Annotated in this window: 18 protein-coding genes, 1 tRNA gene and 3 pseudogenes; 10 read left to right on the top strand and 12 right to left on the bottom strand. The window is 47.7% G+C overall.

Translation table 11 applies throughout. The features are described from left to right. Positions 1-175 precede the first annotated feature (175 nt). The 3 genes from SYNPCCP_RS07345 to glpX form a co-directional block, all read right to left on the bottom strand. Positions 176-550, bottom strand: a complete 375-nt coding sequence (locus SYNPCCP_RS07345) for a group 1 truncated hemoglobin (protein WP_010872616.1) — start codon at positions 548-550, stop codon at positions 176-178. Between the two features lie 44 nt (positions 551-594). Further along, positions 595-1,325, bottom strand: a protein-coding gene (locus SYNPCCP_RS16815; RefSeq protein WP_102014009.1) for an IS1 family transposase whose coding sequence is annotated in 2 segments (ribosomal slippage) — positions 595-995 and positions 995-1,325 — 732 coding nt in all. Because the reading frame shifts where the segments join, the coding sequence is not laid out codon by codon here. Between the two features lie 268 nt (positions 1,326-1,593). Further along, the gene (gene glpX, locus SYNPCCP_RS07330) at positions 1,594-2,631 is read right to left on the bottom strand and encodes a class II fructose-bisphosphatase (RefSeq protein WP_010872613.1); all 1,038 of its coding nucleotides are present in this window, start codon (positions 2,629-2,631) and stop codon (positions 1,594-1,596) included. A 236-nt stretch (positions 2,632-2,867) separates the two neighbouring features. Between glpX and SYNPCCP_RS07325 the strand changes: the two genes are divergently transcribed. The 4 genes from SYNPCCP_RS07325 (at position 2,868) to SYNPCCP_RS07310 (ending at position 6,543) form a co-directional block, all read left to right on the top strand. Then, positions 2,868-3,296: a M48 family metallopeptidase gene (locus SYNPCCP_RS07325; protein ID WP_010872612.1), complete on the top strand. Its 429-nt coding sequence runs from the start codon at positions 2,868-2,870 to the stop codon at positions 3,294-3,296. A gap of 110 nt (positions 3,297-3,406) precedes the next feature. Next, positions 3,407-3,949 (top strand): thioredoxin family protein, encoded by a 543-nt coding sequence (locus tag SYNPCCP_RS07320; RefSeq protein WP_010872611.1) that lies wholly within the window; start codon positions 3,407-3,409, stop codon positions 3,947-3,949. A gap of 441 nt (positions 3,950-4,390) precedes the next feature. Then, entirely contained in the window at positions 4,391-4,591 is a 201-nt protein-coding gene (locus SYNPCCP_RS07315; protein WP_223211363.1) for a riboflavin synthase subunit alpha, read from the top strand. A gap of 299 nt (positions 4,592-4,890) precedes the next feature. Continuing rightward, positions 4,891-6,543, top strand: coding sequence for an acetolactate synthase large subunit (locus SYNPCCP_RS07310; RefSeq protein ID WP_010872609.1), 1,653 nt, complete (start codon positions 4,891-4,893; stop codon positions 6,541-6,543). A gap of 36 nt (positions 6,544-6,579) precedes the next feature. Here SYNPCCP_RS07310 and SYNPCCP_RS07305 read toward each other — a convergent pair. Beyond that, positions 6,580-7,154: pseudogene (locus SYNPCCP_RS07305) on the bottom strand (Uma2 family endonuclease). Between the two features lie 218 nt (positions 7,155-7,372). Between SYNPCCP_RS07305 and SYNPCCP_RS07300 the strand changes: the two are divergent. The 4 genes and pseudogenes from SYNPCCP_RS07300 to SYNPCCP_RS07285 form a co-directional block, all read left to right on the top strand. Beyond that, positions 7,373-8,169: pseudogene (locus tag SYNPCCP_RS07300) on the top strand (IS701 family transposase); the annotation flags it as partial. A 72-nt stretch (positions 8,170-8,241) separates the two neighbouring features. Then, entirely contained in the window at positions 8,242-8,601 is a 360-nt protein-coding gene (locus SYNPCCP_RS17600; RefSeq protein WP_010871315.1) for an IS630 transposase-related protein, read from the top strand. Continuing rightward, on the top strand, positions 8,502-9,089 hold the full coding sequence (locus SYNPCCP_RS16810) for a transposase (RefSeq protein WP_308417040.1): 588 nt from the start codon (positions 8,502-8,504) through the stop codon (positions 9,087-9,089). The genes SYNPCCP_RS17600 and SYNPCCP_RS16810 overlap by 100 nt, the downstream gene beginning before the upstream one ends. Before the next feature lie 25 nt (positions 9,090-9,114). Then, positions 9,115-9,417 (top strand): annotated as a pseudogene (locus SYNPCCP_RS07285) (IS701 family transposase); the annotation flags it as partial. 542 nt (positions 9,418-9,959) lie between these two features. Here the strand turns inward: SYNPCCP_RS07285 and SYNPCCP_RS07275 are convergent. From SYNPCCP_RS07275 to SYNPCCP_RS07255, 4 genes are all read right to left on the bottom strand, one after another. Further along, positions 9,960-10,033: transfer RNA gene (locus tag SYNPCCP_RS07275), tRNA-Pro, on the bottom strand. An 89-nt stretch (positions 10,034-10,122) separates the two neighbouring features. Then, positions 10,123-12,066 (bottom strand): squalene--hopene cyclase, encoded by a 1,944-nt coding sequence (gene shc / locus SYNPCCP_RS07270; RefSeq protein WP_010872605.1) that lies wholly within the window; start codon positions 12,064-12,066, stop codon positions 10,123-10,125. A 213-nt stretch (positions 12,067-12,279) separates the two neighbouring features. Further along, positions 12,280-14,145 carry a biosynthetic-type acetolactate synthase large subunit gene (gene ilvB / locus SYNPCCP_RS07260; RefSeq protein WP_010872604.1) on the bottom strand — a complete coding sequence of 622 codons (1,866 nt, stop codon included), beginning with the start codon at positions 14,143-14,145 and terminating at the stop codon, positions 12,280-12,282. A gap of 314 nt (positions 14,146-14,459) precedes the next feature. Further along, positions 14,460-15,836 (bottom strand): cytochrome c biogenesis protein, encoded by a 1,377-nt coding sequence (locus tag SYNPCCP_RS07255; protein WP_010872603.1) that lies wholly within the window; start codon positions 15,834-15,836, stop codon positions 14,460-14,462. Between the two features lie 278 nt (positions 15,837-16,114). Between SYNPCCP_RS07255 and katG the strand changes: the two genes are divergently transcribed. Continuing rightward, positions 16,115-18,304 carry a catalase/peroxidase HPI gene (katG, locus tag SYNPCCP_RS07250; RefSeq protein ID WP_020861737.1) on the top strand — a complete coding sequence of 730 codons (2,190 nt, stop codon included), beginning with the start codon at positions 16,115-16,117 and terminating at the stop codon, positions 18,302-18,304. Positions 18,305-18,352: 48 nt separating this feature from the next. Then, complete coding sequence (gene hslO / locus SYNPCCP_RS07245; protein ID WP_010872601.1) at positions 18,353-19,261, top strand: Hsp33 family molecular chaperone HslO; 909 nt, start codon at positions 18,353-18,355, stop codon at positions 19,259-19,261. A 55-nt stretch (positions 19,262-19,316) separates the two neighbouring features. On the opposite strand, the gene SYNPCCP_RS07240 is transcribed toward hslO, so the two are convergent. The 4 genes from SYNPCCP_RS07240 to SYNPCCP_RS07225 all read right to left on the bottom strand — a co-directional run bounded on the left by SYNPCCP_RS07240 (position 19,317) and on the right by SYNPCCP_RS07225 (position 23,341). Further along, positions 19,317-19,982 carry a Uma2 family endonuclease gene (locus SYNPCCP_RS07240; RefSeq protein WP_010872600.1) on the bottom strand — a complete coding sequence of 222 codons (666 nt, stop codon included), beginning with the start codon at positions 19,980-19,982 and terminating at the stop codon, positions 19,317-19,319. A gap of 98 nt (positions 19,983-20,080) precedes the next feature. Then, complete coding sequence (locus SYNPCCP_RS07235) at positions 20,081-20,677, bottom strand: heme-copper oxidase subunit III (protein WP_010872599.1); 597 nt, start codon at positions 20,675-20,677, stop codon at positions 20,081-20,083. Positions 20,678-20,733: 56 nt separating this feature from the next. Further along, positions 20,734-22,368: a cbb3-type cytochrome c oxidase subunit I gene (locus tag SYNPCCP_RS07230; RefSeq protein WP_010872598.1), complete on the bottom strand. Its 1,635-nt coding sequence runs from the start codon at positions 22,366-22,368 to the stop codon at positions 20,734-20,736. A 133-nt stretch (positions 22,369-22,501) separates the two neighbouring features. Continuing rightward, on the bottom strand, positions 22,502-23,341 hold the full coding sequence (locus tag SYNPCCP_RS07225) for a prephenate/arogenate dehydrogenase (protein WP_010872597.1): 840 nt from the start codon (positions 23,339-23,341) through the stop codon (positions 22,502-22,504). Positions 23,342-23,406 lie beyond the last annotated feature (65 nt).

The raw sequence follows: 23,406 nt of genomic DNA, 5'->3' as shown, positions 1-23,406 counted from the left end.
AAACTCCAGGACAATGTTAAAGGTAGAGCATGTGGACGCTTTGGCCCATATCCTGCTCAACAGTCAGGAGAGCATCAAATAAAGTCGGGAGTTTTTGGCCTGCCATTGGCAATTTGGGCAAAGGGTGCAAATTTTTAGGATGCAACGATCGCCTCCATAAAATAAATTCTCAACTTCACTGATTAAGCACGTCCCGTTTATGGGCTGGAGCCCCGGCCACGGCGGCCACTTCTGCAATTAAATCTTCGGGAACACCCATTTCCTTCAAGGTTGCCAGCAAATCCTCCGCCACTGCGTCGAAGTGTTCACCGTTCAAACCATGGTTTTCCACCAACTCTTTGTGGGCTTCCCGCATATAGCGACCATCATATTTATCCGTACCGCCAAAGGCATAGGTTAAAAAGGCTTTTTGGTGGGCCCGTTGTTTAGCCATATCCACGTCGGCGAAAAAATGTTTGATGCGGTCATCCTGCAACACCCGCTCGTAAAATTTGTCCACAGCTAGATCGACAGCGGTGGTTCCACCTAATTTTTCATACAAAGTTGACATCAATTTTCTCCTACAAGGATTAAGAATTGGAAATTTTGAGAGTTTCAAGAAAGTAATGAGAGGCGCCAGTTGCGTAGTAGTTCTATGTTACCATTGACCCTAAATTCGGCAAATATTGCCATGGTGATATCAACCATGTAGGGTGACCTGAAGACAACTTTCGTGGGGCGATGAAATCTAGCAAACCAATGACGGTTATCTGAGTTTTTGCTCTCAATTCCTACTGTTTCTCTTTTGCTAATCCCATGAAACGCATCAGGATGTTCATCCAGCAGTTGTTGATAGGGCCTCCAGTCATCGGTGCAGTACACTGTCACTTTCCACTTTGCCAGTCTCTCCAGCAAACGACTCAGGGTTTGACTATCACGATTTCCCAGTTCCCAGTCGATGAGTCTCCCAGTAACACGGTCATATGCCTTCCAGAGCCATAACTTGTTTTTTTTGCCTGAAGAAAATGCCACAGTTCGTCTAATTCCACTACGATTGCTGAGTCTGGAGCCGGTTTCTCGTAGTTTGCTTCGCCAAAATCCCTAATCCAGTTGAGCACTGATTGAGTAGAAACTCCCAATAGTTTCGCCGTGGCATTCATTGACATACCACTCATATACAGTAAGACCGCTTCTAGTTTCATCCAGAGAGGTTTACCCCGTTCTTTGGAGAGATTGGTGAATTGATATTGGCAACTCTTACATTTGAATCGTTGCTTATCCTTGACAAAGCCATTTTTGACGACATTCCCATGACCACATTGAGGACAGTGACAGTGTGTAGACATTTTTCCAAAAGCTCATTACCCAATATTCTCTATCATCCTACATCATTATCTATTTGAAACTCTCCGTAATTTTAATGATAGCCTTGTTACGTGATCAGCGCCTACCCGATACCAATGATATGGATAATCAGTAGCGGGTAATCAAACCCCAGTTACTATGACCCAACCAAAACATAAGTCCCCCAAAGTCTGAACTTCAGGGGACAAGGGAAACGGCGATGTATTTCCCCAGGTTTTAACCTTCTGGGGATAGTTGCCGAGAGGGAAATTAATGCAGTTGGATTACTTTGGGGCTTTCCTTCATATGGACAGTGTCTACAAAGCGGGCGGTGCTGGACTGGCTAGAAATAACCAAGCTTTGGGTCCGTACCCCACCATGGAAGAAGCGGACTCCTTCCATCAAAGTGCCAGGGGTGATACCACAGGCGGCAAATAATACGGTTTCGCCACAGGCCAATTCTTCGCAGTTATAAACCTGGTCAGGATTTTTGATGCCCATGGAAGCGAGACGCTCTAGGTTGCCTTCCCGACTTTCACCGATTAGGCCGGTTTTAACCACTTCGGGATCGTAGATTAACTGACCTTGGAAGTGACCCCCCAGACAGCGCATGGCAGCAGCGGAAATTACCCCTTCAGGAGCAGCCCCGATGCCCATCAGAGCGTGGATGTTGGTGCCGGAAAAAGCACAGGAAATGGCGGCGGAAACGTCTCCATCACTGATTAGACGTACCCGAGCACCGGCATTGCGGATTTCTTGGATCAATTCTTTGTGGCGGGGACGATCCATGACCACTACCACCAATTCTTCAATGCTGCGGTTGAGGCAATCGGAGAGGATTTTCAGGTTTTCGGTGGCCGATTTGTCGATGTCCACATGACCTTTGGCCGCTGGGGGAGCCGCCAGTTTTTTCATGTAGAAGTCGGGAGCGGCAAACAAACCACCTTTTTCAGAAATTGCCAACACGGCCATGGAACCGTTTTGACCATAGGCTACTAGGTTGGTACCTTCACAGGGGTCAACAGCAATGTCAATTTCTACCAATTCGTCGGGATTGCAGAAGGATTTGGCATCTTCTCTGGTGCAAATGCCTACTTCTTCGCCGATGTAGAGCATGGGTGCATCATCCCTTTCCCCCTCGCCAATGACGATGCGGCCCCGCATGTGGATTTTATTCATCCGTTCCCGCATGGCTTCTACGGCTACTTGGTCAGCGGTGTTTTTTTCACCTTTGCCCATCCATTTTGCCGAGGCGATCGCCGCTTGTTCTACGACTTCAATAATTTCTAAACCGAGGGTGCTGTCCACGAATTGAATCCTCCCAACTGCTGATTAGGTTTCCCTAGCTTGTGATTAAGTGTTAATAGTCAAAAGTCTATCAGAGGGGGGGATCAGCGTACAGCATTGTTGAGGGGGGTAATTAGGCTTGGGCGCTGACCACGGCGGGCACCAAAGATCCTCTAAGATTAAGAGTTGGGCGGATTATCTGCCTGCTTTTTGACTGCGTTGAACCATTCCACTGCCAAATTCAGCTAATTTTGACCATGACTGAGTCCGTAATCTCCCCAGAAGATGCCTTCAACCAGGCGATCGCCAGATATAACGGGGGGGAAGGCCCCGAAACCCTGATCCCGGTGTTTAAGGACATTGCCGATAGCTCCCCGAAAAATGCGACGGTGTGGGCTTGCCTAGCTTGGCTGTATCTCCTGGACGACAAGCCAACTTTGGCCTTCAAAGCGGCCCAAAGGTCGGTGAAAATTGACGGTTATCATCCCCAGGCAAGGATTAACTATGCCTTGGCCATGTTGGCTAATAAAAAAACCGGTGTACGGGAACAGGTGGAGTTAGCGGCGCAAATGATGTCCTTTGATCAGGAAATCGCTGCGGGAGTGATGGAAAGTTTGGATGATGGTCTCGAGCGTAAGCCCGATTGGCGAGACATTGAACGGATTAAGAAATGGCTGACAGAATAGTTTGACTAATCGGTTTTAACTTTAGGCAAATTCAGGCAATCAGTTCAGTCCCTAGTGTTCGTTTGTTACCTTGGATAGAATTCCTAACTTCGTACAAATATCCCTAGACCATGACCCCGGCCAAAATTCGTAACGCCTTATTAGCCGTAGTGGCGATCGCCTTGAGTGCGGCCGTTTATCTCGGTTTCCAAACCCAAACCCAGGGTATATCCCTAGAAGCCCAAGCCCAGCGGGCCATTCCCCTGGCCACTGCCTTGGACAATGGTCGTCCCACCTTGGTGGAATTCTATGCTGACTGGTGTACTAGCTGCCAAGCCATGGCTCCGGACTTAGCAGAGTTGAAGAAAAACTATGGCGGTTCGGTGAACTTTGCCATGCTCAATGTGGACAACAATAAATGGTTGCCGGAAGTGTTGCGCTATCGGGTGGATGGCATTCCCCATTTTGTTTACCTAGATGACACCGGCACGGCGATCGCCGAGAGCATTGGAGAGCAACCGTTGAGGGTGTTGGAGCAAAATATCACTGCCCTGGTAGCCCACGAACCCATCCCCTACGCCAATGTAACTGGCCAAACTTCAGTGGTGGAAAACCGAACCATTGAAGCTGACCCCACCTCTCCCCGCAGTCACGGTAATCCCCGCCCCAGCTAGGAGCTTGAGCAACCATAGCCAGAAACTATGCCAATCATTAAACTGCTACAGGTTCGGCTATCCCGCCCTTAGGCGATCGGCTAACATTTATTTGTGTGTGAGGAGTAAGATTAATAAGGAAGCAGCCGGAGGGTCGAAACATGGCAAGACTCCTTGCGGACTTCCTTATTTTTTTGCCTATTTTTTCGGTAATACCCGCCCCAGCAAGTCTCAGGAAAGGCGAAGATGAGGGATTGACCGTAGTCTATCCACTCGTTAACAAAACTTTATGGTATATTTAGATACAGCGGTGAAAGATTGATATTTCTCCATAGAAGTGTCTGCCGCCCCGAGGGTTTATTTGCCTAGCCCCAATCCGATCGCCTAACTTAGCTTTTGACTGGATTCTCCCCTCTCCATCCTCGAACTTACTGCTTTATGTTGGTACTTTCCGTCCTATCTTTGGCCTTAGCCTCGTTTTCTGCCATCCTGTGCTTCACTGTGCAGGAAGATGTGGTCAGGGCTTCGTTAGGTTGTGTGGCCGTATTGTCGATTTTGGTCACTCTCTTTTTTGCTCCCTGGGCGTTAAAACTGACTTTAATGGCGGTTCCCTTCGGTTTAGAGCGGTTTTATCGCCTCAATCAAAATGCCCCCATGGATTGACAGCCCATAATTTGCAACTTTGCCCATAACTAACTTTGCCTTTGCCGGAGTTAGGAACCTGTTTGTTTATCCACCCGAAGTAGATCCCTGAAACTGGCCCAGTTCGACGCTTGGGTGGTCCCAGAGCAGATGATTGCCCCGATCGCCGATTAGCCATTGTCTCCCCGACCTAAATCATATCCCCCCAAACTTCCATGCCAAAATCCTTCCGGATTCGTTAGGCTAGAGGGGGATTTTGAAAATAGTTTTATTTCAAATTTTTCAAATAGCTCACACAGCTAGGGGAACTAGGCACCACCATGGGGCAAATGAACACCGCAGACCTATTGGTTCAATGTCTGGAAAATGAGGACGTTGAATACATTTTTGGCGTACCCGGAGAGGAAAACCTCCACATCCTCGAAGCGCTGAAAAACTCGCCCATCCGCTTTATTACCACCCGCCACGAACAGGGAGCAGCCTTTATGGCCGACGTTTACGGCCGTTTAACGGGCAAAGCGGGGGTTTGTCTTTCCACCCTGGGGCCTGGAGCCACCAACCTGATGACCGGGGTAGCGGATGCTAACTTGGACGGAGCGCCCCTGGTGGCCATCACTGGACAGGTGGGCACAGATCGGATGCACATCGAATCCCACCAATACCTGGACTTGGTGGCCATGTTCGACCCGGTGACTAAATGGACCAGGCAAATTGTCCGCCCCAGCATTACCCCGGAAGTGGTTCGTAAAGCGTTCAAATTGGCTCAGAGCGAAAAACCAGGGGCCACCCACATTGATTTACCAGAAAATATTGCCGCTATGCCGGTGGATGGGAAACCCCTACGGCGGGACAGTCGGGAAAAGGTTTATGCAGCTTTTCGTACTTTGGGCACAGCGGCCAACGCCATTTCCAAGGCCAAAAACCCCATTATTCTGGCCGGCAATGGCACCATCCGAGCCGAAGCCAGCGAAGCCCTGACGGAATTTGCCACCAGTTTGAATATTCCCGTGGCCAACACCTTCATGGGTAAAGGCACCATGCCCTACACCCATCCCCTTTCCCTTTGGACAGTGGGCTTACAACAACGGGATCACATTACCTGTGCCTTTGAAAAAAGCGATTTGGTCATTGCGGTGGGCTATGACTTAATTGAATATTCTCCGAAAAAATGGAATCCCACTGGAGATTTGCCCATCATTCACATTGGCGCTACTCCGGCGGAAATTGATAGCAGTTATATTCCCCAGGTGGAGGTGGTGGGGGACATTACCGATTCCCTGATGGATTTGCTCAAACGGTGCGATCGCCAAGGTAAACCCACTCCCTACGGGGCTTCTCTCCGGGCGGAAATTCGGGCCGAGTATGAATGTTATGCCAATGACACAGGTTTTCCCGTTAAGCCACAAAAAATTATTTATGACCTGCGCCAAGTGATGGGCCCCGATGATGTGGTGATTTCCGATGTGGGGGCCCATAAAATGTGGATGGCCCGCCATTACCACTGTGACAGCCCCAACACCTGTTTAATTTCCAATGGTTTTGCGGCCATGGGCATTGCCATTCCAGGGGCGATCGCCGCTAAGCTGGTTTATCCTGAGCGCAACATTGTTGCAGTGACGGGGGACGGCGGTTTTATGATGAACTGTCAGGAGTTGGAAACGGCCATGCGGGTGGGCACTCCCTTTGTCACGTTGATTTTTAACGACAACGGTTACGGCCTAATTGAGTGGAAACAGATCAACCAATTTGGCGAATCCAGCTTTATTAAATTTGGCAATCCAGACTTTGTTAAGTTTGCTGAAAGTATGGGTCTCAAAGGTTATCGGGTGGAAGCGGCGGCGGATTTAATTCCTATCCTCAAAGAAGCTTTAGCTCAACCTGTGCCCACAGTGATTGATTGTCCTGTGGATTATCGGGAGAATATTCGTTTCTCGCAAAAAGCAGGGGAATTGGCCTGTGAAATTTGGGAATAACTAACCTTTAGCGACACCATAAAGATCTACAAAAATCTACCAAATCGACGCTAACTCCAAAACAAATTCTGGCAATACAGCCTCACCACTGAGGCTTTCAGGATTTTCTAAAACTTCCACAGCCTGACCAGGACGATAGATTTCCACAGTGCGAGTTTGGCGATCGATTAACCAACCCAATTGAGCCCCATTTTCTTGATACTCTTGCATTTTTTTCCGCAGGGGTTTTAGTTCATCACTGGGCGATCTTAATTCGATCACAAAATCCGGGCAGAGGGGCACAAATCTCTGTTTTTGTTCCGGGGTTAAACTTTCCCATCGTTCCCGTTTCAACCAGGCCGCATCTGGCGATCGGTCGGCTCCATTGGGTAATTTGAAGCCCCCAGAAGAATCGAAAAAATTCCGGTGCCATCGCGTTCTGCCCAAAGACCTAGCCATAGTATCAAAATGCCCTTACGGTTACTGGTTTCGCCTCCGGTGGGTGACATGATCACTAAATCTCCCTGGCAATTACGCTCAAAACGCAACTCTCGATTGTTCAAACAGAGTTGATAAAACTGCTCATCGGAAAGGGATAGGCTGTCAAGTTTGACGGTTATGGCGGCGGGCATTGGCTTTACCCCAAAGGCATTGATGTGGCATTGGCTCCCATTCTAAGTGATGTTTACGGTGACAGAATACCTATCGCTCTTCTATCATTGTGGGTAGGATAGAATGGAGGAAAAAGGCTGAAATGCAGAGGTGGTATATGGTTGCCCCACGTGAAGCAAAAGAAACAGTACAATTCATTGACAAATACTGCGAAGGATACAGAGACTTATTTCCAGAAGTGAGAAGCTTTGAATACTTTAAATACTTGTATCTAGGATTAATTGCGAATATCAAGAGAAAAACCTTCCCAGAAATAGCTAAGGTAGTAGGACTAGAAAATGGACAAGGATTTGACTATTTCTTCGGTAACAGCCCTTGGTCGTTAGAGGAGGTAAGGGAAAGAAGAATTAATAAAATTCTGAGTTTTGCGGAAGGAGAAGCAATAACAATGCTCATAGACGAAACAGGGGATAGGAAAAAAGGAAGAAAGACAGATTATGTTGCGCGTCAGTATATTGGCAATCTAGGAAAAATAGAAAATGGAATAGTAGAGGTGATGTGTTATGGAATTATAAAGGGAATGACAGTACCATTAATCAGCAAAGTATATAAACCAGAGGCAAGACTAAAAGAGGGGGATAAATACAAAAGCAAACCAGAGACAGCAGGGGAAATTATCAAAGAAATAAAAGAGCTTGATTTCAATATAAAGGTAGTATTAGCAGATAGTGAATATGGAGAGAGCAGCGAGAACTTTGTAAGAGTATTAGAAAAAGAAAATCTAGAATATGTACTAGCTATAAGGAGTAATCATGGAGTCTAGCTTGGGAAAGAGGAAAGAGTAAGAGCGAACAAATGGAGAAAATTTGAGAGAGAATTTGCAAGTGGAAAGTCGGAAGTAAGATACGAATAAGATACGTGAGAGAAATTATTTATGGAAAGAGAGGGGAAAAAAGATATTAGCAAGTAACGGATAACAAGGAAAAAATGCCATCAAATTCAACGTATTGTATTATGACAAAAGTATCAGGAGTATAGTCATTTCAATTAACGATGAGAGAATTTAATGTAAAATTATGGAGTGTACAAAATGAACAGGTTTAAACAATGGCTTACAGTTTAGATTTAAGGCAAAGGGTAGTAGCTTATATAGAAGCTGGAGGAAAAATAACTGAGGCTTCCAAGATATATAAAATAGGAAAAGCCTCGATATACAGATGGTTAAATAGAGTAGATTTAAGCCCAACAAAAGTAGAGCGTCGCCATAGGAAATTAGACTGGGAAGCTCTAAAAAAAGACGTAGAAGAAAATCCCGATGCAAGATTGATAGACAGAGCCAAGAAATTTGGAGTGAGGCCGAGTGCCGTATATTACGCATTAAAGAAAATGAAAATAAACAGAAAAAAAAAGAACTACGTTATCGAGAAAGAAACCGGGAGGAACGAGTTAAGTACTATAGAATGTTAAGAGAACTAATTAAGCTCTATGGTAGTCAAGCTATAGTTTACATAGATGAATCTGGATTCGAAGCAATCCAGGCTTGTATTTATGCCTGGTCAAAAAAAGGAAAAAAAGTTTATGGAGATAGACAAGGAAAAAGGGGAGTCAGAGAAAATCTAGTAGCAGGGAGAAGAAAAGGAAAAAAAGATTTGATTGCGCCGATGGTTTTTACCGGGAGTTTGAATGCAGAAGGCTTTGAAGGATGGTTAAAATTATATTTGCTACCCTCCCTCGACATTCCATCAATATTAATAATGGATAATGCTCCTATTCATCGTAAAACTGCCATTAAAGAATTGGCTAAAGAAGCAGGTCATGAAGTTCTTTTTTTGCCGAAATATTCTCCTGATTTAAATGATATTGAGCATGACTTTAGTGCCTTGAAACGAGCTAGAATGTACGCTCCTATTGACACGTCTCTTGATGAAATTATCCGTTCTTACTGTGGCGTTTAGCGTCTCAGCTTTATTCGAAACTACTATAAAATATAAAGAGGTGGGTAACTTATATGGAGCAAGGAACTGGATAGAGTATGGATTAAAGCAAATAAAGAATGAACTGGGGTGGGCAGATTTTAGAATGATGGACTATTCCAGAATAGAAAAATGGCGGGAAATAGTGATGAGCGTATATTTAATGGTAAGTCTTCAGATAGAAAATTTGCCTCCGCATGATAACTTCTTAAACAAATCAAAACAGACTAGGAAGATAGCTTATCAGAATATACAAAAACGTCCTTGGTGGAATCAAAAAGTGGATGGAAAAACATACTTAACAACATGAGATTAATAATTCAGCCATTATGTTACTTTAATTTATTAAAGCCGTGGATGACGGTGATTTATACACCTCAGTTATTGAGAAACTTCCATTGCTTATTTGACAAATTGAAGAAGGCAGTAATGGCCTTAGGAGACCTTATTATTGCTCCAATTATTTTACCTTCCCACCTACACTGATAGAAGAGCGATATCATCTTTTCTTTATATTTTCTTTAGAAATCACTTCTAAAGAGTACCTTGAAAGTATCGGTGCAGAAGTCATCGACGTTGATGAACTTAAGCAACGTGTTCTATGCTTTGCTATCAATGATCTTGTACGGAAAATAGCTTTTGCTGGTCACATTGACCCAGACGACATAATAGAGTACTACACCATAATAGAGTACTACACCATTGAGTTTGGTGGCGGATGTGTCGAGGAACAACACTACCGTTGGGTGCTTGAGTTGAACCCTAAACTCCCATTCGACCCCGATAGGAATTAACCCTATCAAATGGGCTAACATAGTACTATCGCAGGGGCGCAACAGTAGGTGGAAAGTATCGGGATGACAGGATTTGAACCTGCGACATCCTGCTCCCAAAGCAGGCGCGCTACCAAGCTGCGCTACATCCCGTGGTGCAACCCCCTCAATCTTAGGACACATTTCCCCCGATCGCCAGGGGTTGACCGGACGAATATTACCCCAAGGTTCCCCAAGGTTCATTAAGATGCTTGTAAATGGCTATAACGAGCTAGGGCAATGAGGGGAAAATATTGGCGGTAGTAGTGATAGCGGATATAAAAGTGACAGGGAAAACCGGTGCCGGTATATTCTGCTTCTTCCCAGGTGCCCTTGGGGGTTTGTCCCTGGACAAGAAAAGCCACGCCCCCCTCGATCGCCGTGGTTAGTTTGGCATCTTGTCCCAGGCTGGGTAAATATTTGAGGGCATCTAACAAACCAATTAGGGCCCAGGCTGTTTGGGAAGCAGTGCTGTTACCTTGACCCTTTAACTGCTTGTTTTTATAACTTTCACAGGTTTCTCCCCAACCCCCATCCGCATTTTGACAGCTCAACAACCAGGCGATCGCCGTTTTGATTTGGGGGGCAAAACGTTGGGCATCGTAAATGGCTAGGGCAGAAAGGGCCCCGCTGGTGCCATAGAGATAATTCACGCCCCAGCGGCCGAACCAACTACCATCCTGTTCCTGTTCTTGGAGTAAATAGGTCAAACCCCGTTCCACTCGTGGGGAATCCATGGTCAAACCACAGGCTCCCAGCATTTCAACCACCCGGGCGGTAATATCGGCGGTGCTGGGGTCAATCATGGCTTTCAAATCACCGTAGGGTAACTGGTTAAGCCAATCTTGGTCATTGTCAATGTCAAAGGCGGCCCAGCCTCCGGTTTTACATTGCATGGTGGCTATCCACTGCAAGGCCTTATTAATGGCCCCCTGTTTACGTTCCTCATCGGGGAGGGTAATGCCCTGTAACGCCATCATCACCACGCAGGTGTCGTCAATGTCAGGGTAGAAATTATTATCAAATTCAAACGCCCAAGCTCCCGGTTCACCGTGGGGATTTTTGATCTGCCAATCGCCGTAGGTGAGAATTTGTTTATCCAACAACCATTGCCCCGCTTTAACCAAGGCGGGATGATCCTTACCTAGATCCGCTTCCGCCAAAGCCCGCACAACCCAGGCCGTATCCCACACAGGGGAAACACAGGCTTGAATGGCATAGCTATCTTCCGTTTCCACCGCGAAATTATCGATCGCCGCTAGGCCCCTTTGCACATAGAGATCGTTAACGTCATAGCCCAACACTTTCAACGCCAGCAGGGAATTCAGCATAGCGGGAATAATGCCGCCCCAATCGCCACTGACTTCTTGTCGTTCTAAAATCCACTTTTCCGCCAGGGCCAAACCCTGTTCTCGGAAAGGTACTACCTTGGCTTGTTCCTGTAGCTTAAATAGGCTATCCAAACCGATGAAAATATCCCAAATAGTGCCACTCTCCGGCAATTTATACTGGACATTTTCCATCCCTTCCGCATAGAGTTCGTCCACCCGCAGACCCTGGGCAATGTCGTAAACGGGCTTTTGGTCACAAACAATCATCAGGGGGACCGTACTAGAACGGGCCCAACTGGACATTTCGTAAATGTTAAAGAAAAAATTGTTGGGCAAAAGCATCACCCAGGGGGGAATGGAAGGAGTACCCCGCCAGTCGTAGCAACCGATTAACGCCAGATGCATTTTGGTAAAAATGCGGGATTTGCTAATGCCCCCCCGGCCGACAATGAAATTTTTCGCTTTGACCAAGGCAGGATCGGTGGCTGGAACCCCCAAAATTCGCAGGGCAGTGTAGGCTTCCACACTGGTACTTAGTTCACCGCCATCACCATAGTACAGTTCCCAACCGCCATGGTCCCGTTGTTGTTGCAACAGGTAATTCTTCGCCTTCTCCAGGGGTCTTTGGGCCGCTGTGCCCCAAATTTTGTGCAGTATGACCACTTCGGCAGTGATGGTGACATTGGATTCCAACTCAGACCACCAGTAGCCATCGGCATATTGTTCCGATAGCAGGAAGTCCCGACTAGCGGCGATCGCCTGGCGCACCTGCTCGGTGCTAGGACAAGGAACGGAGGGAGAGGCGGCAATAACCATGGACAAAGTTGTAAATTTTTCTTTACAAAGATAACAGATGGATTAGGGAACGCCGCATCTTGCCTTGGTTAGGGGTTTGCAAAAAAAATTCTTCCCAATAGGTGGAGCAGACCTTTGGTGGAACTTTAAATATGGTCAAGAAAAACCGAGGAAAAAAGTATTCTGAAGTCTGACCCCACCGCTGGGAGGATGAATTCAATTTTGGCTTATGGGTTAGAGTTTGGCTCCACAACCAGAACAGAAACGATGGGTGATGAAATTTTGGGTTTGGCAATGGTTGCACTCCACCATCCGGGGACCATTGTCCCGTACCGGCACTTCCGGTAAACCTAGCATTTGGGCATTACTCATGCCGGGGGCAATCATAGGGTAACAGTTTTCATCTTTTTTGACCACCACATCCATCACCACAGGACCATTGTGGGCTAGCATTTCGGCGATCGCCGGGGCCAAATCTTCCCGCTTGCGCACAGTAATACCCTTGATGCCATAGGCTTCACAGAGGAGATTAATGTCTGGCATGCCCTGGGACATGTTAGAAGCAGAATAACGTTCTTCGTAGAAAGTTTGTTGCCACTGACGCACCATCCCCTGCCAACCGTTATTGAGAATAATAGTTTTAACCTGGATGTCGTACTGGGCTAGGGTTCCCAGTTCCTGAAGATTCATTTGGAAGCTGGCATCTCCACTGATGCAAATGACCGCTTCGTCCCCCACTCCCACTTTGGCTCCCATGGCGGCAGGTAAACCAAAGCCCATCGTACCCAAGCCAGCACTGGAAATCCATCGGCGGGGGCCATTGTTCAAAAACTGGGCCGCCCACATTTGGTGTTGTCCCACATCGGTGGTGTAGTAGGCATCGGGGGCCTGGCGACCAATTTCGTGTACTACCTCCTGGGGGGCAATAGTATCCTCATAGTGGGGCACCTGGAGGGGGTAATCGGTCCGCCAATGATCAATGCGATTTAACCATGCCTGGGTGGTATGGGGATGGGTGGGGTAATCCAATTCCCGGGCCCGCTGCAAAAGCTGTTCTAAAACATGGCGTACATCCCCCACAATGGGCACATCGGGAGCCCTGTTTTTTCCCACCTCCGCCGGGTCGATGTCAATGTGAATTACTTTGGCGCGGCTAGCAAATTCGTCTAGTTTGCCAGTTACCCGGTCGTCGAAACGGGCCCCCACCGCAATCAACAAATCACATTCGCTGACGGCAAAGTTGGCATAGGCGGTGCCATGCATACCCAACATACCCACCGAAAGGGGATGGTTTTCGTCAAAAGCCCCAATTCCCATCAGGGTGGTTGTTACCGGCAACTGGAACCTTTCCGCAAATTCCTGCACCTGGGCATGGGCATTGGCGGCGATCGCCCCTCCCCCTACGTAGAGCAAGGGATTTCTGGCCTGCTCCAACAATTGCAATGCCGCATTAATTTGTCGGGGATTACCTTTAACCGTGGGGCGATAACCCGGTAGATTAACGTCACCGGGGTCGAGGGGAATGTACTCACATTCTTCTAAGCCCACATCCTTGGGAATATCGATCAAAACCGGCCCGGGACGACCGGTGCTAGCAAGATGGAAAGCCTCAGTAACAATGCGAGCCATATCCGCCGCACTACGTACCACATAGGAGTGCTTAACGATCGGTAAGGTGATGCCAAAAATGTCAATTTCCTGGAAAGCATCGCTACCAATCATGGCACGGCCCACCTGTCCAGTAATCACCACCATGGGCACCGAGTCCAAATGGGCATTGGCAATGCCGGTCACCAAGTTAGTCGCCCCTGGTCCAGATGTACCGAAACAAACTCCCACTTTACCTGTGGCTCTGGCATACCCATCCGCCGCATGGGAAGCTCCTTGTTCATGGCGCACCAAAATATGCTCAATTTCCCCCGCCGCTTCAAAGCGGTACAGTTCATCATAGATGGGCAAAATTGCCCCGCCGGGATAGCCAAAAATGTGTTTGACCCCATGGCGTTTCAGGCTATCCATCAGGATATAAGCCCCGGTTTGCCGTTGGCTAGGAACAGTTTTCAGGAAATTTGTTTTGGGATTAGGAATTGATGCAACCACTGGACAAATCGCTTTAGGAAGCGTAGGCTAAGTCTTCTAATTTTAACTCAATCGGCGATGGGCTCCCTATGGCAAAAGAGGAAAAGTTAACAAACTTACATCATTTAGGTCAACTGAAGTAAATAAAGACTAGTATTTACTGGGACCTGGGTTTAGATAGATGAACATAGGATGACTACCGAACAAGATTAAGTTGACCTTCTTCAGGGAGGATTTCAATTTATTAACTAGCCCAAAAAACGATACCGCCATTAGGAAATATATCACCCCTACCGGAGGAACTTTGGCGGGTAGCCTGCACCGAATTTGTTTACTTAAGCATTAACTTTAGCTTCTGTTTTAGAACTTACCTCCGCCTCTTCGGCGATCGCCAATATTTCTCGCTCAAAAGCCACCTGGGCCCGGTTGGTTCTTCCCCCTAAATAAATTTCCCGTTGACCATCCCCATCAACGCTCAATAACCAGACCTGGGAATGGGAAACATAACTCATCATTACTCCCACCATCAACAAGCCAAAACCAAGATAAACAAAAGGAATACCGGGATCAGCTTTAATCTGTAAACCGGTGCTACCCACCAACTCTTTAATTGTTATATTCACTCCATTAATTTCCACCGTAGAACCAGCCCGCACTGCATCGGTCAAATTGCCCTCTTGGTCATAAATGATCATTGTACCTTGGAGGTCTTTAACTAATAGGGCGGCACCTTCGCTAAAGTCAGTTTTAGTGGGAATGTAGGCTCCCCACAACTGGCCACCATTGGCGGTTTGTAAAGGGGCCATGGGAAGTTGCAACACAGGACTATTGTTGAGTTGTACTTTTACCCCCGCAATGCCCCAGTTAGTTTGATAAAAAGTAACGCCTCGATGACGTAGGGGATGGTTAACGGAGATGGTTTGCCGGTCCAATTCTTCCCCTTGATTATTAACCACGGACAAATCAGAATAGAACTGATCAATGGCGCCATTTTCCGTGTAATTAATCCAGAATCGATTGACTTTAATGCCCCAATCCTTGGGAATTTGACTGTCGGCAAGGGGGCCTTTCTCGATAATATTACTTACCTGGAATGTTTCACCACTGGGAATCATATGTTGGGCAAAAAATCCCGTCAATGCTCCCCAAATTGCCCCCCCTAAAATGATTAGCATGGCGCCATGGACAATGATAGGACCGACTTTTCCCATCAGACCTTTACGGGCATAAACACTGTCACCTTCTTGGAAGATTTTGTAACCCCTATCCCGGAGTAAGCTCTCAATTTTATTTATATCTCCATCGGGTAACGAAAAACTTAAAGCTAGTTTTTTAAACTGCCTTGGTTGGTGATAAAACTGCCAACTGCGGGCTGCTTTTAAAGCAGGAAATTGACGATTAAAGGTACAGGCAGTCAAGCTAGAACCGAAAAGTATTAGGAGCCCCAAAAACCACCAAGTTCGATAGACCTGATTTAAACCTAGTTGTAAAATTACTTGCCAACTTAAGAATCCAAATAGAGCTGGATCTTCAGGATAATTCTGTTGGTAAAAACTTAAACTTTCCCCCTGCTCAATTACCGTACCACTGATACTAAAAACAGCAATTAATAGTAAAAGGGCGATCGCCAGACGGAGATCTGCCAGGGTTTTGAGGCACTGCCGACCTAACTGCTGAAAAAAGTTACTAGGGGAAGGATTGGCAATGGTCATGAAAGAGGTGACAGCGTTAAAGATAGCCCTATCATTGTGCCCCGATCGCCGGCCCCATGGCAATGGAATTTGGCCGATGATCAACAGTTGCTTCTAGACTCTAATCCTGTGGGAAATTCTACCCATTGACTAATCTGCGACCCCGGGGCAGCATGGCACTAGGGCCCCGGCAAGTTGTGGTTAAGTCAATATTGATGTGATTAATGGGCACCCAACCCGCCAGGAAATTAAGAAACAGAGTTTTCCCCCACCCACACAACCATCGTAAGGAAAAACCCATGGCTAATGATCAGGTACCGGCCAGTAAATGTCCTGTAATGCACGGAGCAAATACAACCGGGCAGAACGGCAATCTCAACTGGTGGCCCAATGCGCTGAATCTAGACATATTGCATCAGCATGACCGTAAAACAAATCCTATGGACGATGGGTTTAACTATGCCGAAGCGTTTCAACAACTGGATTTAGCTGCTGTTAAACAAGACCTACACCATTTGATGACCGATAGCCAAAGTTGGTGGCCCGCCGACTGGGGTCATTATGGTGGATTAATGATTCGTATGGCCTGGCACGCTGCTGGCACTTATCGCATTGCCGATGGTCGGGGTGGGGCCGCCACTGGCAACCAACGCTTCGCCCCCCTGAATAGCTGGCCAGATAACGTCAATTTAGACAAAGCCCGCCGCCTACTCTGGCCGATCAAAAAGAAATATGGCAATAAACTTTCCTGGGGAGATTTGATCATTTTGGCTGGCACCATGGCCTATGAGTCGATGGGGCTCAAGGTTTACGGTTTTGCCGGTGGTCGGGAAGACATTTGGCACCCGGAAAAGGACATTTACTGGGGAGCAGAAAAGGAATGGCTTGCTTCCAGTGACCATCGCTACGGCAGTGAAGACCGGGAAAGCTTAGAAAATCCCTTGGCCGCCGTACAAATGGGATTAATTTACGTTAACCCTGAGGGGGTGGATGGGCACCCGGATCCTTTATGCACAGCCCAGGACGTCCGCACTACCTTTGCCCGCATGGCCATGAATGACGAGGAAACCGTTGCCCTTACCGCTGGGGGGCACACCGTAGGGAAATGCCATGGCAACAGTAAAGCTGAGCTTATAGGGCCAGAACCAGAGGGAGCTGATGTGGTGGAGCAGGGCTTGGGTTGGCACAACCAAAACGGCAAAGGTGTGGGGCGGGAAACTATGTCCAGTGGCATTGAAGGGGCTTGGACCACCCACCCTACCCAGTGGGACAACGGTTATTTTTATATGTTGTTCAACCACGAATGGGAACTGAAGAAAAGTCCTGCCGGGGCTTGGCAATGGGAACCGGTCAATATTAAAGAGGAAGATAAACCCGTCGATGTGGAGGACCCGAATATTCGCCACAATCCCATCATGACCGATGCCGATATGGCCATGATTAAGGACCCCATCTACCGACAAATTTCCGAGCGTTTCTATCGGGAGCCGGATTATTTTGCGGAAGTATTTGCCAAGGCCTGGTTTAAACTAACTCACAGGGATCTAGGACCAAAGAGCCGTTACCTTGGCCCCGATGTGCCCCAGGAAGATTTAATTTGGCAAGACCCCATTCCCCCAGTGGATTACACCCTTTCTGAAGGGGAAATTAAGGAGCTTGAACAACAAATTTTAGCCTCCGGCCTCACCGTTTCCGAACTAGTCTGCACTGCCTGGGATAGTGCCCGCACCTTCCGTAGCTCCGACTATCGAGGGGGAGCCAATGGAGCCCGGATTCGTTTAGAACCCCAAAAGAATTGGCCCGGTAATGAACCAACTCGATTGGCAAAAGTCTTGGCGGTGCTGGAAAATATCCAAGCTAATTTTGCTAAGCCGGTCAGTCTAGCGGACTTAATTGTGCTAGGAGGGGGAGCGGCGATCGCCAAAGCGGCCCTTGATGGGGGGATCGAGGTTAATGTACCTTTTCTGCCCGGTCGAGGGGATGCCACCCAAGCCATGACCGATGCAGAATCCTTTACTCCGTTGGAACCGATCCACGATGGTTATCGTAACTGGCTAAAACAGGATTACGCTGTGTCCCCGGAGGAATTGCTGTTGGAGCGAACCCAATTAATGGGACTAACGGCACCGGAAATGACTGTTTTAATCGGTGGTATGCGGGTGTTGGGTACTAACCATGGCGGGACTAAGCATGGAGTCTTTACCGATCGGGTGGGAGTACTCAGTAACGACTTCTTTGTTAATTTGACTGATATGGCCTACCAATGGCGGCCAGCGGGCAACAATCTCTACGAAATTGGCGATCGCCAAACAGGGGAAGTGAAATGGACTGCCACCAAAGTAGACCTGGTGTTTGGTTCCAACTCCATCCTACGCTCCTACGCAGAAGTGTATGCCCAGGACGACAATCGGGAAAAATTTGTCCGTGATTTTGTGGCCGCCTGGACTAAAGTGATGAATGCCGACCGGTTTGATCTCCCTAGGGGCTAGTTGGCACAATAGAAGCATCACAAAATTCAGGCAACATTTCAGCAATCCATGGCAGACCAATTGATCCGCGCCACCGCCGCCGATGGGGGTATTCGCGCAGTGGGGGTAATTACCACCAACCTAACTGAGGAAGCCCGCCAACGCCATCGCCTTTCCTACGTTGCCACCGCGGCCCTCGGCCGCACCATGGCCGCCGGGTTACTGCTGGCTTCTAGCATGAAGCAGGAAAAATCCCGGGTAAATATCCGCATCCGTGGTAATGGCCCCCTCGGGGGTCTGTTGGTAGATGCCGGTTTAGACGGTACCGTGCGGGGGTACGTACAAAATCCTTCGGTGGAACTCGCTCCCAATGCCCAAGGGAAGTTGGACGTGGGGGGCGCAGTGGGCCAGGATGGCTTTCTCTATGTGGTGCGGGATGTGGGCTTTGGCTATCCCTACTCCAGCACAGTGGAGTTAGTTTCCGGGGAAATTGGTGAGGATGTCACCCATTATTTAGTCACCTCCGAACAGACTCCCTCCGCCCTGTTGTTGGGGGTCTTTGTGGGCAAAGATGGGGTAACTGCTGCCGGGGGGCTACTTTTACAGGTAATGCCCAAGGCTGCCCGGGACGAAGCATTGGTTGCCGCTTTGGAATCCCGATTGGGGCACTTGACCGGCTTCACGCCCCTTTTGCGTTCAGGCAAATCCCTCAAAGATATCTTTCAAGAATTATTGGGGGATTTTGGTCTGGCCATTCTGCCGGAAGTGCAACTTTTACGCTTTGATTGTCGCTGTTCCTTTCCCCGGGTTTTGGGAGCCCTAAAAATACTGGGACAAGATGAACTGGAAGATATGATCGAAAAAGACAATGGAGCCGAAGCCACCTGCGATTTTTGCGGTGAAGTCTACCAGGCCGATCGCCATCATCTGGCCCAGTTAATTGGGGAAATCCAACGGGAAAAAGCCGAAAAGCTTTAAATTCATCTACCCAGAAATGGCCAGCCAACCATGTAGTGGGGAAGGTGGAATACATTCAACGGTTGGCCTTTAGCCATTGGCGAAACTCCTTCAGGGCCGCCGTCTCCCCGATCGCCAAACTGCGTTCAATTACCAAGGGCACCTGTTCTAGAGATAAAAATGGAAAAGTGGGACTTTGGTCAACAGGTTCATACTGCCCCGACTCCGGTTGGAGCACAAATACTGCCAGGCGATCGCCGTCATAGCACCAAATCTCCGGTATGCCTAAATTGCTGTAGATTGGGAACTTGTTCAAGGAGCCACTGGTAATATCAATCTCTAATACCAAATCGGGGGGAGGATCCACCGTGAGGTCAATGTGTTGCTTGCCCCGCACCTGGGGTTCGTTTGCTATGTAATAGCAGGAATCTGGCTCCACTCCCTGTTTAGTTCGATCAATTCTTAACGTTAATGAACCAAATTTTTTAAGATTTAATCCCAATTCGTCGGTGATTGCTCGAATGAGGTCATCAATAAAGCGATTGTTGTTTTCGTGAACACCCAAAGGACTCATAATTTCTAGAATTCCACAGTCATAGGCAAATCTTTGACCTCGTTTTTCTCCTAATTCTTCTAGTAACTGATTGAACGTATTCCAACTAACTGGATTGAGCAAAATCAGATGCTCTGCTTTGGGTTTAGTTACACTTTCCTGTTTGCGAGTTTCTAGATTAACGGCCATTGCATCACCTCTCCCTGGAGATTCTATATCTTGCCCAAAAAGTTATCTTTCTACCTAGATCATACTTTGGGATACTCGGTCTCAACAATGCCAAAGATTTAATTCGCTGGCCAAAGATAAAGCAAAATAAATAAAATAATCCAAATTACATCGACAAAATGCCAAAACAAGGCGATCGCCGTCACCCCTTCATGGCCCCGATCAAAATTGTGGGGCTGGAGGGAGCGCCAATACATATAAAGCAAAAGACAGACCCCAGTGAAAACGTGCAATCCGTGAAAACCAGTTAGTAAAAAGAAAGTTCCCCCTGCGGATCCCGCATCCAGGCCAAAGGGCATACCGGCCCACTCCGCCGCCTGGCCAAACAAGAAAACAATGCCGAGACTGATGGTGGCTAACCACAGTAGGCGAAATAATTTCATTTCTCCTCGGTGCAGGGCTTTTTCGGCCAAAATAATGGCCCCGCTACTGGTAACTAGCACCATGGTATTAATGGCTCCTCTTGTCACATCCAAACCGTCTACCCCAGGGGGAAACCAGGGTTTATTAGTCAGCCGCAGAATGGTGTAGGTAACAAAAAAGCTGATAAACACCACACTTTCCGACATCAAAAAGACAGGAAAACCAAAGCCTAAATTATCCGGTTCCTGTTCTTCCGTCGGCTCAACATGGGGGAGATGATTACCTGATTCCATAAAATTTCCTCGTGTGCTTGCTCGGTTAGCGGGTTCAACGGCGGAAAAAGCCCATACTATGTGGTTACTTCGGTGGTCAAATCCACCGGGCGATCATAGCCATAGGGTTCCACTGTAATGGTAGGAATAACTTCAAAATTTTCCTCCGGTGGCGGTGAAGGTGTGGTCCACTCCAAGCCCAAAGAATTCCAGGGATTATTACCCACCCGACGGCCTTGGAAAGCCGAGGCCACCATATTGGCAATGAACGGTAAAGTAGACATGCCCAGCAGGAACGCCCCCAAACTGGCCACCACATTCCAGGCCGTGTATTCCGGGTCGTAGGAAGAAATGCGCCGCAACATGCCCTGTAGCCCAATGGGATGCATGGGGAAAAAGTTTAAATTAGCGCCAATAAAAGTCAACGCAAAATGGAGTTTGCCCCAGGCTTCGTTATACATGCGCCCAGTCATTTTCGGAAACCAGAAATAAATTGCCCCGTAAATGGCCATGGTCACGGTGCCAAAGACCACGTAATGGAAATGCCCCACCACAAAATAGGTGTTATTGACGTGCAAATCGAAGGGGGCAGAAGCTAACATAATGCCCGTGATGCCGGCAAATAGAAACATTAAAATTCCCCCCAGGCAAAACAACATGGGGGTTTTCAGTCGCAAACTACCCCGCCACACCGTTGCTGTCCAGGCTAAAACTTTGATGCCCGTAGGCACAGCGATGAGCATGGTGCTAGCCATGAAAAACATTCGCATCCAGTTGGGGGTAGCACTGGTAAACATATGGTGTACCCAGACGAAGGTGCCTTGGATAGCAATGAGAAAAGAAGAAATAGCGACAGTTTTGTAGCCAAAAAGCGGTTTACGGGCAAAAACCGGCAATATTTCCGAAAATACGCCAAAGGCAGGCAAAGCCATGACGTAGACGGCCGGGTGGGAATAGAACCAAAATAAATGTTGGTAAATAATTGGGTTGCCCTGATTAAAGGGGTCAAAAAAGGTGGTGCCAAAGGAAAGGTCAAACAGCAACATCACCGCCCCGCCGGTCAACGCTGGCAGACAAAAGAGTTGCAAAATTTGGGCGCTTAAAATTGTCCAGACGTAAACGGGCATTTTTAACAGGGTTAGCCCCGGTGCCCGCAATTTCCAAACGGTGGTGACAAAGTTAACCCCCCCCATAATGGAAGAAATGCCGGAAGTGGCCACTGCCAAAAGCCAAAGAAATTCGCCATTGATGAAATTACCCGACGGATTTTGAATGCTTACTGGAGGATAGGACCACCAGCCCGCCTGGGCCGTCCCTGTGGGTAGAAAAAAGCTACCAATCAATAACACTCCCACCACTGGCATTAGCCAAAAGGCGATCGCATTCAATACCGGAAAGGCTACGTCCCTGGCACCAATCATCAGGGGAATTAAGTAATTGGCTAACCCCACATTGGCTGGAAAAATCCAGAGGAAAATCATGATGGTGCCGTGGAGGGTAAATAGACCGTTGTAGAGGCTACGGTCCACCACGTCCAATTGGGGGGTGAGTAATTCTGCCCGGATAATCATGGCCAATAATCCCGCCACTAAGAAGAAGCAGAAGGACATCAGTAAATATTGAATGCCAATGACTTTGTGATCGGTGCTGAATTTGAGATAGTCGTGCCAGGGGCGTTGAAAGGGAACCGATGCGGTGGGCTGGTTAGTCATGCGCTCTGAGCGGGAAAGGGCAGTGCTTGTTTATTTTTAACAGAAAGCCATGCCGTGGGCCCCATTGTTCCTAAATTTGTTCTGGATCAATGTCTAGTCTCCTAAATTTATTCTCCAGGCGATCGCCATTGGTTTATTCAACATACTTGTCCCGATCGCCGTTGGTTTGTTGTAAAAGACGATGGAGTTCAGGCCATTGTTGGTTACTAATTAGGGTAATTAGCTGATCCAGGTGCTGACGATAGTCTTGCAAACTTTTTAGCAAAGCCCGTTGGTTATAGGTGGCCATCATGGTGCCCAACTCCGGGTTGCCGCCTCCCACCCGACTGGTATCCCGAAAACCCGAACTGGCCAAATTTTGGGCTAGTTTGAGAATATCCCCATCTTTTTCACCGGCACAGGCTTGGATTAAAGCAGCACTCACCATTACAGGTAAATGGGAAATCCAGGCTACTGCTTGGTCATGGTCTGCGGGAGTGCAGAGGTAAATTTTTACCCCCAGGGGTTCCAACACTGAACGTAAACAAGCCAATTGCTCTGGGTCAGTATATTCGGTGGGAGTGAGCACATAGGGAGCGTTGACAAATAAATTTTCTTCCGCCCCGTCGATGCCCTGGGCCGCTGTGCCGGCCATGGGGTGACCACCAATGAACCCAGACCAAAGTTGACTGGCCGGCTCGGCGATCGCCGTTTTTACAGAGGCCACATCAGTGACAATGGCTGTGGGCGATAGATGGGGAATAAGCTTCTCTAGGGTAGGCAAAATTAATTGTATAGGAGTACAAAGAAAAATTATTTTTGCTGTTTGGAGAAGAGATAAATCTTGACCCGCTTCATCCACCAATTGTCTTTCCACTGCTTTTTCACAGGTGCTTTGTTGCCGAGAAACCCCAATCAAATAATGGCCCCGACGACGCAAGTCTCCCGCCAAGGAAGCCCCAATTAAACCCAAACCAACAACACCAATTTTCATTTAATTTCAAGTCATCTTCATTGATTTTTATCAAATTCCATTGAGAAGTTCAAATGGTTAAGAAA

The sequence above is a fragment of the Synechocystis sp. PCC 6803 substr. PCC-P genome (assembly GCF_000284455.1).
Classification (GTDB): Bacteria; Cyanobacteriota; Cyanobacteriia; order Cyanobacteriales; family Microcystaceae; genus Synechocystis.
This window is presented reverse-complemented; position numbering and strand designations above follow the sequence as displayed.